This window comes from Streptomyces sp. B93 (assembly GCF_018070565.1).
Classification (GTDB): Bacteria; Actinomycetota; Actinomycetes; order Streptomycetales; family Streptomycetaceae; genus Streptomyces.
In genome coordinates this window covers 74,170-90,162 of sequence record NZ_JAGPXL010000018.1, presented here as the reverse complement: position 1 = coordinate 90,162, position 15,993 = coordinate 74,170, and the positions used below count along the sequence as shown (strand labels likewise).

General features: G+C 72.3%; 13 protein-coding genes. 10 read left to right on the top strand and 3 right to left on the bottom strand.

What is annotated here, in order from left to right:
* The first annotated feature begins 38 nt into the window (after positions 1-38).
* From KBY47_RS19470 to fdhD, 5 genes are read left to right on the top strand one after another with little or no spacing between them, the layout of a single operon-like run.
* Positions 39-1,010 (top strand): 2-dehydropantoate 2-reductase, encoded by a 972-nt coding sequence (locus tag KBY47_RS19470; RefSeq protein WP_210922445.1) that lies wholly within the window; start codon positions 39-41, stop codon positions 1,008-1,010.
* A gap of 22 nt (positions 1,011-1,032) precedes the next feature.
* Entirely contained in the window at positions 1,033-2,952 is a 1,920-nt protein-coding gene (locus tag KBY47_RS19465) for a molybdopterin oxidoreductase family protein (protein ID WP_210922444.1), read from the top strand.
* Positions 2,953-2,958: 6 nt separating this feature from the next.
* Complete coding sequence (locus tag KBY47_RS19460; protein ID WP_210922443.1) at positions 2,959-4,791, top strand: NADH-ubiquinone oxidoreductase-F iron-sulfur binding region domain-containing protein; 1,833 nt, start codon at positions 2,959-2,961, stop codon at positions 4,789-4,791.
* Positions 4,788-5,648, top strand: coding sequence for a 2Fe-2S iron-sulfur cluster-binding protein (locus KBY47_RS19455; RefSeq protein WP_210922442.1), 861 nt, complete (start codon positions 4,788-4,790; stop codon positions 5,646-5,648). The genes KBY47_RS19460 and KBY47_RS19455 overlap by 4 nt, the downstream gene beginning before the upstream one ends.
* Positions 5,649-5,665: 17 nt before the next feature.
* Complete coding sequence (fdhD, locus tag KBY47_RS19450) at positions 5,666-6,514, top strand: formate dehydrogenase accessory sulfurtransferase FdhD (RefSeq protein WP_210922441.1); 849 nt, start codon at positions 5,666-5,668, stop codon at positions 6,512-6,514.
* 97 nt (positions 6,515-6,611) lie between these two features.
* Here the strand turns inward: fdhD and KBY47_RS19445 are convergent, their stop codons facing one another.
* Positions 6,612-7,052 (bottom strand): MarR family winged helix-turn-helix transcriptional regulator, encoded by a 441-nt coding sequence (locus tag KBY47_RS19445; protein WP_210922487.1) that lies wholly within the window; start codon positions 7,050-7,052, stop codon positions 6,612-6,614.
* Positions 7,053-7,167: 115 nt separating this feature from the next.
* Between KBY47_RS19445 and KBY47_RS19440 the strand changes: the two genes are divergently transcribed.
* Both KBY47_RS19440 and KBY47_RS19435 read left to right on the top strand, forming a co-directional pair.
* Entirely contained in the window at positions 7,168-9,087 is a 1,920-nt protein-coding gene (locus KBY47_RS19440; protein WP_210922440.1) for an exo-alpha-sialidase, read from the top strand.
* A gap of 11 nt (positions 9,088-9,098) precedes the next feature.
* Positions 9,099-10,322 carry a DUF4185 domain-containing protein gene (locus KBY47_RS19435; RefSeq protein ID WP_210922439.1) on the top strand — a complete coding sequence of 408 codons (1,224 nt, stop codon included), beginning with the start codon at positions 9,099-9,101 and terminating at the stop codon, positions 10,320-10,322.
* Here the strand turns inward: KBY47_RS19435 and KBY47_RS19430 are convergent.
* Positions 10,258-11,274, bottom strand: coding sequence for a bile acid:sodium symporter family protein (locus KBY47_RS19430; protein ID WP_210922486.1), 1,017 nt, complete (start codon positions 11,272-11,274; stop codon positions 10,258-10,260). The two genes, KBY47_RS19435 and KBY47_RS19430, sit on opposite strands and share 65 nt — an antisense overlap.
* Positions 11,275-11,445: 171 nt before the next feature.
* Between KBY47_RS19430 and KBY47_RS19425 the strand changes: the two genes are divergently transcribed.
* The 3 genes from KBY47_RS19425 (at position 11,446) to KBY47_RS19415 (ending at position 15,190) form a co-directional block, all read left to right on the top strand.
* Entirely contained in the window at positions 11,446-12,318 is an 873-nt protein-coding gene (locus KBY47_RS19425) for a LysR substrate-binding domain-containing protein (RefSeq protein WP_210922438.1), read from the top strand.
* A gap of 130 nt (positions 12,319-12,448) precedes the next feature.
* A complete protein-coding gene (locus KBY47_RS19420) occupies positions 12,449-14,275 on the top strand; it encodes a long-chain fatty acid--CoA ligase (protein WP_210922437.1) in 1,827 nt (608 codons plus the stop codon).
* Between the two features lie 84 nt (positions 14,276-14,359).
* Positions 14,360-15,190: an aldo/keto reductase gene (locus KBY47_RS19415; RefSeq protein ID WP_308405204.1), complete on the top strand. Its 831-nt coding sequence runs from the start codon at positions 14,360-14,362 to the stop codon at positions 15,188-15,190.
* 52 nt (positions 15,191-15,242) lie between these two features.
* Here the strand turns inward: KBY47_RS19415 and KBY47_RS19410 are convergent, their stop codons facing one another.
* Complete coding sequence (locus tag KBY47_RS19410) at positions 15,243-15,953, bottom strand: SDR family oxidoreductase (RefSeq protein WP_210922435.1); 711 nt, start codon at positions 15,951-15,953, stop codon at positions 15,243-15,245.
* Between the last annotated feature and the right edge of the window lie 40 nt (positions 15,954-15,993).

Genomic DNA, 15,993 nt, shown 5'->3' with positions numbered 1-15,993 from the left:
ACCTCCGCGGTATCCCTCAAACCGAACGGAGCGTTTCCGTGAAAGTCGCAGTTCTCGGCGCCGGTGCGATCGGCGCCTACGTCGGTGCCGCGCTGGAACGCGCCGGTGCCGATGTGCACCTCATCGCCCGTGGACCGCATCTGGCGGCCATGAGGCAGCACGGAGTCCGGGTGCTCAGCCCCCGCGGCGACTTCACCGCGTACCCCACCGCCACCGACGACCCGGCCGAGATCGGCCCGGTCGACTACGTCCTCCTCGGCCTCAAGGCCAACTCGTACGCGGCGTGCGGGCCGCTGATCGAGCCCCTGCTGCACGACACCACCGCGGTGATCGCCGCCCAGAACGGCATCCCCTGGTGGTACTTCCACCGGCACGGCGGCCCCCACGACGGCCACCGCGTCGAGAGCGTGGACCCCGGCGGCACCGTCAGCGCCGTGCTCGCGCCCGAACGGGCCATCGGCTGTGTCGTCTACGCCGCCACCGAACTCGAAGGACCGGGCGTCGTACGCCACCTGGAAGGCACCCGGTTCTCCATCGGGGAGCCCGACCGCAGTGTCTCCGAGCGCTGTCTGGCGTTCAGCGACGCCATGCGGGCGGGCGGGCTGAAGTGCCCGGTCGAGCCCGACCTGCGCAACGACATCTGGCTCAAGCTGCTCGGCAACATCTCCTTCAACCCGATCAGCGCGCTGGCCCGCGCCACCATGCGGCAGATGTGCCTGCACGGCGGCACCCGGAAGGTCATCGAGATCATGATGACCGAGACCCTCGCCGTCGCCGAGGCGCTCGGCTGCGAGGTCGGCGTCTCCATCGAACGCCGTCTCGCGGGCGCCGAACGCGTCGGCGACCACCGCACCTCCACGCTCCAGGACCTGGAGCGCGGCAAGCCGCTCGAACTCGACGTGCTGCTCGCCGCGGTCGTCGAGCTGGCGGAGATCACCGGCGTGGACGTGCCCACCCTGCGCACCGTGCACGCCATCTCGGACCTGCTCGCGCTGAGGAGCGCCGCATGAGCAGCCGTATGAGGAGTGCCGCATGAGCAAACGCCGACCGACGAACTACACCCGGCTCACCCACCCCCTCGTCCGGGACTCCCGCGAGGAGCCCTTCCGGCGGGCGACCTGGGACGAGGCACTGGACCGCGCGGCCCGCGGGCTGCACCGCAACCGCGGCGCGTTCGGGATGTTCTCCTGCGCCCGCGCCACCAACGAGATGAACTACGTGGCACAGAAGTTCGCCCGCGTGGTGATGGGCACCCACAACGTCGACTCCTGCAACCGCACCTGCCACGCCCCGAGCGTCGCCGGACTGAGCGCCGCCTTCGGGTCCGGCGGCGGGACGTCCTCGTACGAGGAGATCGAGCACACCGACGTCATCGTGATGTGGGGCTCCAACGCCCGCTTCGCGCACCCCATCTTCTTCCAGCACGTGCTCAAGGGCATCCACAACGGCGCCCGGATGTACGCGGTGGACCCGCGGCGGACCTCCACCGCCGAGTGGGCGGAGAGCTGGCTCGGGCTGAACGTGGGCACCGACATCCCCATGGCGCACGCGATCGGGCGGGAGATCATCCACGCGGGCCTGGCCAACGAGGCGTTCATCGAGCGGGCGACCAGCGGCTTCGAGGAGTACCGCGAACTCGTCGAGCCGTGGACCCTCTCCCTGGCCGAGAAGGTGACCGGGGTGCCCGCCGCCGCGATCCGCGAGCTGGCGCACGCCTACGCCCGCGCCGAACGCGCCCAGTTGTGCTGGACCCTCGGCATCACCGAGCACCACAACGGCACCGACAACGTCCGCGCGCTGATCAACCTCTCCCTGCTCACCGGCCACGTCGGCCGCTACGGCAGCGGGCTCCAGCCCCTGCGCGGCCAGAACAACGTGCAGGGCGGCGGCGACATGGGAGCCATCCCCAACCGGCTGCCCGGCTTCCAGGACATCCTCGACCCCGAGACCCGGCTGAAGTTCGAGACCGCCTGGGACACCGTCATCCAGCCGCACTACGGGCTGAACCTGACCGACATGTTCGAGGCGATGGAGGACGGCACCCTGCGGGCGGTCTACTGCATCGGCGAGAACCCGGCCCAGTCCGAGGCCGACACCGAACAGGCGGTACGGCGGCTCAGCGGCCTCGACTTCCTCGTCGTCCAGGACATCTTCCTGACGAAGACCGCGCAGCTCGCGGACGTCGTGCTGCCCGCCACCGCGGGCTGGGCCGAGACCGACGGCACCACCACCAACAGCGAACGGCGGGTGCAGCGGGTGCGGCGGGCGGTGACCCCGCCCGGTGAGGCCCGCGAGGACATCGACATCATCTGCGACCTCGCCGCCCGGCTCGGCCACGACTGGAAGTACGCCGACGCCGAGGCCGTCTGGAACGAGCTGCGCTCGGTGTCCCCGGACCACTACGGCATGACGTACGCGCGCCTGGAGGAGCACCAGGGCATCCAGTGGCCCTGCCCGAGCACCGACGGACTCGAACCGACCTACCTGCACGGCCGGTTGTGGGAGCCGGACCCGCGGCGGCGGGGCAGGCCCGCCCCGTTCGGGATCGTCCGGCACGATCCGCCGGTCGACCTCACCGACGAGGAGTACCCGGTCCGGCTCACCACCGGGCGGCGCCTGGACTCCTACAACACCGGTGTGCAGAGCGGCAGTTTCGCCTCGCCGCTCAGGCGCGGGGAGTACGTCGAACTGTGCCCGGAGGACGCCGAGCGGTACGGCGTCGTCGTCGGCGAGGAGGTGCGGGTGACCTCGCGGCGCGGGTCGGTGGTGGCGCCGGTGTGGGTCGACACCGCGCTGCGGCCCGGGCTCGCGTTCATGACCATGCACTTCCCCGACGAGGTGGACACCAACGCGCTGACGATCGAGGCGAACTGCCCGATCGCGGGCACGGCGGAGTTCAAGGCGTCGGCGATCCGGATCGAGAAGCTGCCCGTCGCGACCATCGTGAGGTGACGTCAAGTGGACCTGCACTTCGGTGACAGCAAACCGACGGACGAGGAACGGGCGGCCGTCGACGCCCTGCTCGGCCCGCCGGAGTCCTCCTGGGAGGGCGCCGCCCGCGACGAGATGCGGACGGACGATCTGAGGTGGGCGCGCGGCGGGCGGGCCGCCCGGGACCGCCGCGACCTGCTGTTGCCGGGGCTGCACGCGATCAACGACCGGATCGGCTGGATCAGCGAGGGCGCCCTGGACTACCTGTGCCGGAGGCTGACCGTGCCCCCGGCGGAGGCGTACGGCGTCGCCACCTTCTACGCCATGTTCTCCGTCCGCCCCCGCCCCGCGACGGTCCTGCACCTGTGCACGGACCTGGCGTGCGCGGCGGCGGGCGCCGAGGAGCTGTGCGCCGGTGTCGAGGCGCGGCTCGGCCCCGGCAGCGGGGTGCGGGTCGAGCGCAGCCCTTGCCTGGGCCTGTGCGAACGCGCCCCGGCGGCGCTGGCGATCCGGGCCGGGGACCCGGTGCGTACGGCGGTGGCGGCACCGGCCACCGTCGACACCGCCGTACGCACCGCCACCGCGCCCGGCTCGGCCCCGGAGGAGCCACCGGCGGTACTGGCGGTGCCGCAGGCCGGGGACCCTTCGCTGCTGCTGCTCGGCCGGGTCGGCGCGGTCGACCCGGCGTCCCTGGACGACTACCGCGCGCACGGCGGCTACGGCGCGCTGCGGCGGGCCTTCGAGCTGGGCCCGGCCGGGGTGATCCGCGAGGTCACCGACTCCGGGCTGGTCGGACGCGGCGGCGCCGCCTTCCCCACCGGCCGCAAGTGGCAGGCGACGGCGTCCCAGCCGGACCACCCGCACTACCTGGTGTGCAACGCCGACGAATCGGAGCCGGGCACCTTCAAGGACCGCGTGATCATGGAGGGCGATCCGTACGCGCTGGTGGAGGCGATGACGATCGCGGCGTACGCGGTCGGCGCGCACCAGGGCTACCTGTATCTGCGCGGCGAGTATCCGCGGGCGATCCACCGCATGGAGCACGCCATCGGGCAGGCACGCGCGCGTGGGCTGCTCGGCGAGGACGTTCTCGGCCAGGGGTTCGCCTTCGACATCGAGATCCGGCGGGGCGCGGGCGCCTACATCTGCGGTGAGGAGACCGCGCTGTTCAACTCCATCGAGGGGTACCGGGGCGAGCCGCGCTCCAAGCCGCCGTTCCCGGTGGAGAAGGGCCTGTTCGGCAGGCCGACGGCGGAGAACAACGTCGAGACCCTGGTCAACGTGGTGCCAATCCTGACCATGGGCGCCGCGGCGTACGCGGCGATCGGCACCCCGAAGTCCACCGGTCCCAAGCTGTACTGCGTCTCCGGCAGCGTGGACCGCCCCGGCGTCTACGAACTGCCGTTCGGCGCCACGCTCGGCGAACTGCTCACGCTCGCCGGGGTGCGCGACGGGCTGCGCGCGGTGCTGCTCGGCGGCGCGGCGGGCGGTTTCGTACGCGCCGACGAACTGGACGTCCCGCTCACCTTCGAAGGCACCCGGGAGGCGGGCACCACCCTCGGCTCGGGGGTGGTGATGGCCTTCGACGGCACGGTGCCACTGCCCCGGCTGCTGCTGCGCATCGCGGAGTTCTTCCGCGACGAGTCGTGCGGCCAGTGCGTGCCCTGCCGGGTCGGCACGGTCCGCCAGCAGGAGGCGCTGCACCGGATCGCCGACCGTACGGGGGCGGCGGCCGCCGACGACATCGCGCTGCTCAGGGAGGTCGGCCGTGCCATGCGGGACGCCTCCATCTGCGGTCTGGGCCAGACCGCGTGGAACGCCGTGGAATCCGCCATCGACCGTCTGGGGGCGTACGAATGACCGTGACACCGCTGGGGATACCGCGCCGTCTGCTGGAGTTCACGATCGACGACCAGGAGGTCCGGGTCCCCGAGGGCGCGACGATCCTCGACGCCTGCCGGGGTGCCGGGACGGACCTCCCGACGCTCTGCGAGGGCGACACGCTGCGGCCCAAGAACGCCTGCCGGGTCTGTGTCGTGGAGGTGGAGGGCTCGCGCACCCTGGTCCCGGCCTGCTCCCGGAAGGCGGAGCCCGGCATGGTGGTGCGCACCGGCACCGAACGCGCCCGGCACAGCCGCAAGATCGTCCTCGAGCTGCTGGCGTCGTCCGTGGACCTGTCGACGACGCCGAAGGTCGCCGGGTGGCTGAAGGAGTACGAGGCGAAACCGGACCGCTTCGGCCCCGACGCGGCCCGGCTGGGCGAGGAACCGAGGATCGACAACGACCTCTATGTCCGTGACTACGACAAGTGCATCCTCTGCTACAAGTGCGTGGACGCCTGCGGCGAACAGTGGCAGAACAGCTTCGCCATCTCGGTCGCGGGCCGCGGCTTCGACGCCCGGATCGCGGTGGAGCACGATGCCCCGCTCACCGACTCGGCGTGCGTGTACTGCGGCAACTGCATCGAGGTGTGCCCGACGGGCGCGCTGTCGTTCAAGTCGGAGTTCGACATGCGGGCGGCGGGTACGTGGGACGAGTCGAAGCAGACGGAGACGACCACGGTGTGCGCGTACTGCGGGGTGGGCTGCAACCTTACGTTGCACGTCCAGGAGAACGAGATCGTCAAGGTCACCTCGCCGCACGACAATCCTGTGACCCATGGCAATCTCTGCATCAAGGGCCGCTTCGGCTACCAGCACGTGCAGAACCGGGACTGATCGGGGCTGATGGGAACATGGGACGAGTCACGGAACGACGCAAGGTGATCCGCATCCGGGACGGCGCGGTCTCCACCCGCCCGGACACCCTCGTCGCCGAGGAGCCCCTGGAGATCCGGCTGAACGGCAGGCCCCTCGCCATCACCATGCGCACCCCGGGCGACGACTTCGCGCTCGCCGCCGGGTTCCTGGTGAGCGAGGGGGTGCTGGCGGCGGCGTCCGACCTCCAGAACATCGTCTACTGCGCCGGGGCGACGGCCGACGGGTCGAACACGTACAACGTGGTCGACGTGCGGACGACGCCCGGCGTGGTGATCCCCGACATCACCCTGGAACGCAACGTCTACACCACCTCCTCCTGCGGCCTGTGCGGCAAGGCGAGCCTGGACGCGGTGCGGACCACGGCCCGCTGGCCCATCGCCGACACTCCCCCGGTGCGGCTCGAACCCGAGCTGCTGGCCAGCCTCCCCGACCGGCTGCGCGCCGCCCAGCGGGTCTTCGACCGCACCGGGGGTCTGCACGCGGCGGCGCTGTTCTCCGCGGACGGCGAGCTGCTCGACGTACGCGAGGACGTGGGCCGCCACAACGCGGTCGACAAGCTGGTGGGCCGTGCCGTGCAGAGCGGCGGTCTGCCGCTGTCCCGGACGGTGCTGCTGGTGTCGGGGCGGGCCTCCTTCGAGCTGGCGCAGAAGGCGGTGATGGCGGGGATCCCGGTGCTGGCGGCGGTGTCGGCGCCCTCGTCGCTGGCGGTCGACCTGGCCGCGGAGACCGGGCTGACCCTGGTGGGCTTCCTGCGGGGCAGCTCCATGAACGTGTACGCGGGCGAGGACCGGATCGCCCTGCGGGCCGCGGCCACCCAGGGCTGAGGGTTCCCCGCGGCACGGCGACGGGGCCCCGACCGGCGGGGAGCGCCCCCTGCGCCGCCGGGGCCCCGTCTCTGACCCCACCCGTACGCCCGCGGTGTCAGGGCGCGTCGGTGCCCGCGATCCGGGCCAGCATCCCGGTGAGGCGTTCCCGTTCGGCTGCCGTGAGGGGGCCGAGCAGGCGCTCGTTGGCCTGAGCGGCGGCGTGTTCGCAGCGGACCAGCCGCCGGGCGCCCTCCTCGGTGAGGGAGACGGCGTTCTTGCGTCGGTCGTGGGGGTCGGGGGCGCGGAAGACGAGGCCTGCGGCCTGGAGGTCGTGCAGGACACCGACCAGGTCCTTCGGGTCGAGGCGGACCCGGCGGCCGAGGTCGGCCTGGGCTACGGGGGCGAGGTCGCGCACGGCCAGCAGCACCACGTACTGCCACACCTTCAGACCCTCCGCGGCCAGCGCGTCCGCCATCAGGGCGCGGCCTCGGGCGGCGGCCCGGGCGAGCAGCCAGCTGGGCAGGGCGCGTATCGCGGGCGGCGGCGCTTCTGACAGGGCGGACATGGCGAACATCGCGGACACAGCAACACTCTAGGCCGGATTCGTTGGATTTACCCATGATTGCCTGATAATCGTTGGGATCCCCAACGAACTCCTGGAGGTGCGGTCGATGCGTCGCCCAGCCCTGAAGGGCAGGTCACACCGGCCGTCAAGCCGTCACGTCCGTCTCAGAGCCACTCTCACCGCCGCCGCGGTCGTCGCCGCCGCGGGCATGCTGCCGGGCACCGCGCAGGCCCGGCCCGCCACCGGGTCGCAGGCGGCCCCCTTCGACCATCAGGTCCTCTTCCGCGCCGACCGCGACCCCGGCGGCTACGCCTGCTTCCGCATCCCCGCGATCGTGCGCACCAACGCCAACACCCTGCTCGCCTTCGCCGAGGGCCGGGTCCTCAACTGCGGTGACGCGACCGACATCGACATCGTCCTCAAGCGCTCCACGGACGGCGGCCGCACCTGGGGCCCGCTTCAGGTGATCAACGCAGGCGGCGGCGACACCCACGGCAACCCCGCCCCGGTCGTCGACCGCAGGACCGGCCGGATCGTGCTGGCCCAGACCTACAACACGGGCCGCACCGACAGCGGGCACTGCGCCATCCCCTGCGACCGCGCGCCCTGGCTCCAGTACAGCGACGACGACGGCCGCACCTGGTCCAAGCCGCGCGACCTGAGCGCCGAACTGCTCCCCCCGAACTGGAACTCCTGGTTCGCCACCGGCCCCGTGCACGGCGTCCAGCTCACCCGGGGCGCCCACGCGGGCCGCCTCGTCCTCGGCGTCAACGCCGAGACCTACAGCGGCGGCCGGGTCACCGACAACCACGCCGCGCTGGTGATCAGCGACGACGGCGGCGAGAACTGGCGGATCGGCGCCACCGACTCCTGGCCGGTCGCCGCCGACGGCTCCTTCCGGCAGAAGCCCTCCGAGGTCACCCCGGCCGAACTGCCCGACGGCAGGCTGCTGGTCAGCAGCCGCGACGAGAACGGCAGCGACCTCGGCCACCGCTCCCAGGCCCTCAGCAACGACGGCGGCGAGACCTTCACCACCCCGTTCCAGGGCCTGCCGGACCTGTACACGCCGGAGGTGCAGGGCGCGCTGCTCACCCTGGACGACCGGGTCCTGCTGTCGGCGCCCGGCGACCCGGACCGCCGCCGCACCATGATGCTGCGCTCCTCCTACGACGGCGGCCGCACCTGGGACAGCGTGGACCGGGGCACGGTCATCGCCGGGGACTGGGCGGGCTACTCCGACCTGGTGGACGTCGACACCGACACCGTCGGCCTGATGTACGAGGGCGGCGCGGTCGACGCGCGCGACGAGATCCGCTTCGTCCGGGTCGCCGAAGACCGGCTGGCCCCGCGCCGCGCCGCCGACCCCACCACCGCCGACCACGGTCTGCTCGCCCCCCGGGCCACGGTGCTCGGCGGTGCCACGCCGACGAAGGGCGTGATCGGACAGGCGCTCTCCTTCGACGGCACCGACGACGCCGTACGCCTGCCCTACCGCCCCGAACTCGCCCTCGGCAGCGGTGACTTCACGGCCTCCCTGTGGTTCCGGTACACGGCGGACCAGGGCGAGCAGCCACTGCTGTGGATGGGCGGCATCGGCAACAGCCAGCCGCAGGTGTGGCTGCGCGGGGAGCCCGCGAGCGGCCAGGTGCGCGGGCTGATCACCACCCGTGAGGGCGCCCGGACCGTGCACACCGCCCATGTGGGCCACGCCGACGCGCACAACGACGGCGAGTGGCACCACGCGGTGCTGCGCCGTGGCGGCGGCAAGCTGACGCTGTTCGTGGACGACGAGCCGGTCAGCACGGCGGACGTGCCCGGCTCGGTCAGCCGCAACTCGCCGTTCGGCGTGCACATCGGCCAGCGGATGGACGGCCGCGCCCACTTCACCGGCGCCATCGACGACGTACGGGTCTGGAACCGCGCGCTGAGCGACGGCGAGGTCGGCGCCCTGCGCGGCACCGGGAACGCGCCACTGTTCGGCTCCCTGGCCTGGCTGCCCATGGACCGGGTGACCGGCAGCGGCTAACGTCCGCTGTCGTGCCCGACGCCGTACGAGCACGACAGCGCACGGGAGCCGGGGTCGGCCTGCTGCTGACCCTGGCTCTCGCGGCCGTGCTGCTCACGGCGCTCCCCGACGACGGGGACGGCGGCGACTGCGCACCGCACACCGTCGCCGACTGGTCGCCCGCCGACGCCCTCACCGCCGAGTTCGCCCGCTACGGCGACGACGCGGCCCGCACCGACGACTGGACCGGCGGCGACGGCACCCACTCCGTGGCCCTGCCGGACGGCAGGGTGCTGTGGCTGTTCTCCGACACCTACCTCGGCCGGGTGCACGCCCCGCCCGGCCCGTCCGGCGAGTCGGCCGCCTGGCGCGATCCGACCGCGCCCCTGGTGCGCAACTCCGCGGTCGTGATGGAGGAGGGACGGCTGCGGCGTACGCTGCCCGCGCCGCTGTTCCCCGACCCGGCGCCCGACCAGTGGCGCTGGCCGGTCGCGGCCCGCGTCGAGCCGCGCGAGCCCGGCTCGGCGGAGCGGGTCGTCCGGGTCCTGCTGTGGGTGCGTACGGCGGGGCAGGCCCCGTGGATCTACGGCGTGCCCACCGCCACCGAGGTCGCCACGCTCTCCCTGCCGGACCTGCGCGTCGAGTCGGTCTCCGAGGTCCTCGGCCAGCGGCTGCTGCCCGACCCGTCCCGGCGGGTGCTCTACGGCACGACGCTGGTCGAGCGGGACGGCTGGACGTACGTCTTCGGCGGCGACGACGGCCGGGCGGCCTCGCGGGCGACCTCCTCTGCGTACCTGGCCCGGGTGCCCGAGGGGCGGCTGACCGACCACGCGGCCTGGCGGTACTGGACCGGCTCCGGCTGGACCCGCGCCGCCGAGCGCGCGGTCCCGGTCCTCGGCGACGAGCGGCGCACCGGCGTGGCCAGCGCGTTCTCGGTGGTCCGCACGGGGGGCACGTACATGCTGTTCACGATGGCGGCGGGCGGCGCCGGGCTGACCACGGTGACGTCGTACTGGGCCTGCTCCCCCACCGGCCCCTGGCACGGGCCCGGCCGGGAGCTGCGGCCACCGCTGCCCGCCGGCGAGGTCGCCGCGTACAACCCGCAGACCCATCCCGAGCTGAGCGGCGACGGGCGGCTGGTGCTCAGCCACGACGTCAACGCACTGCCCGGCGTGGACGCGGCGGCGCAGATCAACGGGAACGTGTCCCGCTACCGACCACGGTTCGTGACCCTGCGTCTGGCCCCGGAGCGCTGACCTCCGCCTCCACGGGGTCACGGGAGCGGCGCTTGGCGATCACCGCGCAGACCATCAGCTGCATCTGGTGGAACAGCATCAGCGGCAGCACGGCGAGCGAGGCCTGCGCCCCGAACAGGACGCTCGCCATCGGCAGCCCGGCGGCGAGGGACTTCTTCGACCCGGCGAACTGGATGGCGATCCGGTCCTCGCGGCTGAACCGCAGCGCCTTGGCGCCGTACCAGGTCAGGGAGAGCATCACGGCCAGCAGCACGGCCTCCACCGCCAGCAGCCCGGCCAGCCGGGCGGCGCTCACCTGGTGCCAGACGCCGTGCACCATGCCCTCGCTGAACGCGGTGTAGACGACCAGCAGGATCGAGCCGCGGTCGACGAACCCGAGGACCTTCTTGTGCCGGGCGACGAAGCCGCCGAGCCAGCGGCGCAGCAGTTGTCCGGCGACGAACGGCACCAGCAGTTGCAGCACGATCTGGAGCACGGAGTCGGCGGCGAAGCCGCCCGCCGCGCCGCCCAGCAGCGAGGCCGCGAGCAGCGGGGTGAGCACGATCCCGGCCAGCGAGGAGAAGGAGCCCGCGCAGATGGCGGCGGGCACGTTGCCGCGGGCGATGGAGGTGAACGCGATCGACGACTGGATGGTCGAGGGGACGAGGGTGAGGAACAGCAGGCCCTGGTAGAGCGGGTCGGTCAGCAGCACCGGGACGAATCCGCGCGCCGCCAGGCCGAGCAGGGGGAAGACAAGGAAGGTGCAGGCCAGCACCGTGACATGGAGCCGCCAGTGCTTGAGTCCGTCCAGCGCCTCCCGGGTGGACAGCCGTATGCCGTAGAGGAAGAACAGGACGGCGATCGCGGCCGTGGACGCCCCTGACGCCACCTCGGCACCCGTGCCGCGGGCCGGTACCAGCGCCGCGAGGCCCACCGTCCCGAGCAGCATCAGGATGTAGGGGTCGACCGGCATCCGGGCCGGCCAGCGCAGGCGTTTCACGGTGCTCCACGGAACTCGGACGGTACGGAGGACGGCGGACGGTCGGACAAAGGCGTCCCCGCTCCATCTTGCTCCTCCGTCGACCGATCGGGAATCCCGCATACCACTCTGACTGCCATCACGTTCCGCGATAACGTGGGCGAGGTGTACGACCCCTCCCAGCTGCGCACCTTCCTCGCGGTGGCGCAGACGCTGAGTTTCACCCGGGCCGCCCGGCGCCTCGGTCTGCGCCAGTCGACGGTCAGCCAGCACGTGCGCCGCCTGGAGGACGCCACCGGACGGCAGCTGTTCAGCCGGGACACGCACTCGGTGGAGCTGACCGAGGACGGCGAGGCCATGCTCGGCTTCGCCCGCCGCATCCTGGCGGTGCACGAGCAGGCCACGGCGTTCTTCACCGGCACCCGGCTGCGCGGCAGGCTGCGCTTCGGCGCCTCGGAGGACTTCGTGCTGACCCGGCTGCCGGAGATCCTGGAGGGCTTCCGGCACGACCACCCCGAGGTCGACCTGGAGCTGACGGTCGAGCTGTCGGGCACCCTGCACGAGCGGCTGGCCTCCGGGAAGCTGGACCTGGTCCTCGCCAAGCGACGGCCGCAGGACGCCCGGGGCGAACTGGTCTGGCACGACCGGCTGGTCTGGATCGGCGCGGAACGCCTCCGGCTGGATTCCGAGCGCCCGGTGCCGCTGATCGTCTACCCGCCGCCCGGCATCACCCGCGCCCGCGCCCTCGACGCCCTCCAGCGGCAGGGCCGGGCCTGGCGGATCGCCTGCACCAGCGGCAGCCTCAACGGGCTGATCGCCGCCGCACGGGCGGGCCTCGGGGTGATGGCGCACTCGCGCGGGCTGATCCCGCCGGGCCTGGTCCGGGTCCCCGACCGCTTCGGCCTCCCCGAACTCGGCAAGGTCGACTTCGTCCTGGTGCACGGCCCGCGCCGCCCCACCGCCCAGGACACGGCGGGCGCCGCCGACGCCCTGTCCACGGCGATCCTGGCGGCGGGCGACCGGCTGCAGAGGCCCTGACCACGTCGTACGCGTCATGGTCATGGTCGTACAGATTCCGTGCAGATCACACGGCGGGAACTTACTCCGCAGTCACTACTGGGGTAGCTTGCAGCGCACCGAGCACAGCGTCGCAAGGGGCGGTACGGGTTTGCGTGAGTTCACCAATCCTCCGGTGGAGCTGCCGCCACCGGTGGGCGGCCTGGCCGACGTCGTCTTCGAACACGCCCACACCGACCCGGGCGCCGTCGCCCTCGGCCGCAAGGACGACGCCGGGCGGTGGCGGGACGTCACCTCCGGCGAGTTCCGCGACGAGGTGCTCGCGCTGGCCAAGGGGCTGCTCGCGCGGGGCGTACGGTTCGGCGACCGGGTCGCGATCATGTCCCGCACCCGCTACGAGTGGACGCTGTTCGACTTCGCCCTGTGGAGCATCGGCGCGCAGGTGGTGCCGGTCTACCCGACGTCCTCCGCCGAGCAGTGCTTCTGGATGCTCTACGACGCCGAGGTGACGGCGGCGGTGGTGGAGCACGAGGACCACGCCATGACGATCGCCACCGTCATCGACCGGCTGCCCCGGCTGCGCGAGCTGTGGCAGCTGGACTCTGGCGCGGTGCGGGAGCTGTACGACGCGGGCGCCCACCTCGACGACGAGGTGGTGCACCGGCACCGCAGGGCCGTCACCCCCGACTCGGTCGCGACCGTCATCTACACCTCGGGCACCACCGGCCGCCCCAAGGGCTGTGTCATCTCGCACGGCAACTTCATGTGGGAGGCGGACACCGTCATCGAACGCTGGGAGCCGGTGTTCCACTCCCGCCGGGGCGACGAGGCGGCCACCCTGCTCTTCCTGCCGCTCGCCCATGTCTTCGGGCGGATGGTGGAGGTGGCGGCGATCCGCGGCCGGGTCCGTTTCGGCCACCAGCCGCAGCTGAACGCCGCCGCGCTGCTGCCCGACCTGGCCGCGTTCCGGCCGACGTTCATCCTGGCGGTGCCGTACATCTTCGAGAAGGTGTTCGCCGCGGCCCGCCGCAAGGCGGAGAAGGAGGGCCGGGCCGGGCCCTTCGAGAAGGCCGTCGACGTCGCCGTGAAGTACGCCGAGGCCCTGGAGGCCAGGGCCTGGGGCATCGGTCCGGGGCCGTCGGCGGCCCTGCGGCTCCAGCACCAGCTGTTCGACAAGCTCGTCTACGCCAAGGTGCGCGCCGCGATGGGCGGCCGGATCCGCAACGCGATGTCCGGCGGCTCCGCCATGGACCGGCGCCTCGGCCTGTTCTTCGCGGGCGCGGGCGTACAGATCTACGAGGGCTACGGCCTCACCGAGTCCACCGCCGCCGCCACCGCCAACCCGCCCGACCGCACCCGCTACGGCTCCGTCGGACAGCCCGTGCCGGGCGTGACCGTGCACATCGCCGACGACAGCGAGATCTGGCTGCGCGGACCCAATGTCTTCCAGGGCTACCTCAACAACCCCAAGGCCACCGACGAGACCCTGCACGACGGCTGGCTGGCCACCGGCGACCTGGGCTTCCTCGACGAGGACGGCTATCTCACCATCACCGGCCGCAAGAAGGAGATCCTGGTGACCTCCGGCGGCAAGAGCGTCTCCCCCGGGCCTCTGGAGGAGCGGGTGCGGGACCATCCCCTGGTCAGCCAGTGCGTCCTCGTCGGCAACGACCGCCCCTTCGTGGCCGCCCTGGTCACCCTCGACCAGGAGGCTGTGGACCACTGGCTCCAGATGCGTGCCAAGCCCCGCCCGCCGGACACCGAGCTGGTGCGCGACCCGGATCTGGAGATGGAGGTGCGGCGCGCCGTGGTCGCCGCCAACACCCTGGTCTCGCAGGCCGAACAGATCCGCACCTTCCGCATCCTCACCCAGCCCTTCACCGAGGAGCACGGCCTGCTCACACCGTCGCTGAAGCTGAAGCGCAAGGCGATCGAAAAGGCGTTCGCGGACGTGGTGGAGGCGTTGTACCGGACCTGAAATCGCCGGTCCGGAATGCATTCGGGGCGGTGATCGTTGACGATGGGAGCACCACCTGACGACAACCGTAAGGATCACGAGCCAGTGAGCAGCAAGGTCCCCCCGATCATCCTCAACAACGGCGTCGAGATGCCCCAGCTGGGCTTCGGCGTCTGGCAGGTGCCGGACGACGAGGCGCAGCAGGCGGTGGGCACCGCGCTGGAGGCCGGGTACCGCAGCATCGACACGGCGGCGATCTACGGCAATGAAGAAGGCACCGGCAGGGCCATCGCCGCATCGGGCATCCCCCGCGAGGAACTCTTCGTCACCACCAAGCTCTGGAACAGCGACCAGGGGTACGACGCCACCCTGCGCGCCTTCGACACCTCTCTCGGCAAGCTGGGCCTGGACTATCTGGACCTGTACCTCATCCACTGGCCCATCCCGTCCCAGGGCACCTTCGTCGACACCTACAAGGCGTTCGAGAAGCTCCACGCGGACGGCCGGATCCGTGCCATCGGCGTCTCCAACTTCCTGCCCGAGCACCTGCGGCAGCTGATCGAGGCGACCTCGGTCATCCCGGCCGTCAACCAGATCGAGCTGCACCCGCACCTCCAGCAGCACGCCTCCCGCGAGTACCACGCGGAGCAGGGCATCGCCACGGAGGCGTGGTCGCCGCTCGGTCAGGGCAAGGGGCTGCTGGAGGTCCCGGCGATCGTCGCCATCGCGCGCAAGCACGGCCGCACCCCGGCCCAGATCGTGCTGCGCTGGCACCTCCAGCTGGGGAACGTCGTCATCCCGAAGTCCGTGACGCCGTCCCGGATCAGGGAGAACATCGACGTGTTCGACTTCAGCCTGGACGACGAGGACCTGGCCGCGATCAGCGCCCTCAACGAGGACCGCCGCATCGGCCCGGACCCGGCCGTCTTCGGCTGACCCGCCAGCGCCCCCGCGCCCCGGGACCACCAGAGGTCCCTGGGCGCGCGCGTCAGTTGGGCTGCCCGACCGGCCGTACGACGACGGTGTTGACGTCGACGCCCGCGGGCTGCCGGATCGCCCAGACCACCGAGTCGGCGATCTGCTCGGAGGTCAGCAGGTTCCCGGGCGGCAGGCTGCCGTAGCCGTCCCAGAACGGCGTCTCTACCCGGCCCGGCGCGATCAGGGTCACCCCGACGCCCCATTCGGTGACCTGCCGCCGGGTGTTCTCGGCCAGCCCGGTCACCGCCCACTTGGTGGCGCCGTAGATGTTCCCCGGTGTGGGCACGAACCCGGCCACGCTGCCGACCAGCACGATGCGGCCCCGGGTCGCCTTCAGCGCCTCGACGGAGGCGCGGACCAGCAGGGCCGGGCCGAGCACATTGGTCAGCACCATCTCCGGCCATCCGGCGGGGTCCCCGTCCGCGACCGAGTCATGGGTGGCGAAGCCCGCGTTGGCGACGACGGTGTCCAGTCGGCCGTACGCCGTCAGGGTCGCGTCGACCGCCGACCGCACGTCGCCGTAGTCGGCCGCGTTGCCGGTGATCGTCAACAGGCCGTCCGGGTCGCCGAGTTCCTTGGCGAAGGCGCGCAACCGCTCCTCGCCGCGCCCCGTGACGGTGACCCGGTACCCGGCGTCCAGCAGCTGTCGTGCCACCGCCGCGCCGATGCCGCTGCCGCCGCCGGTGATGAGCGCCACCGGAGAGTACGGAGAGTCGGTCATGATGCCCCCTTGGTTGTGGTGAGGCCCGGAGTCCATCACT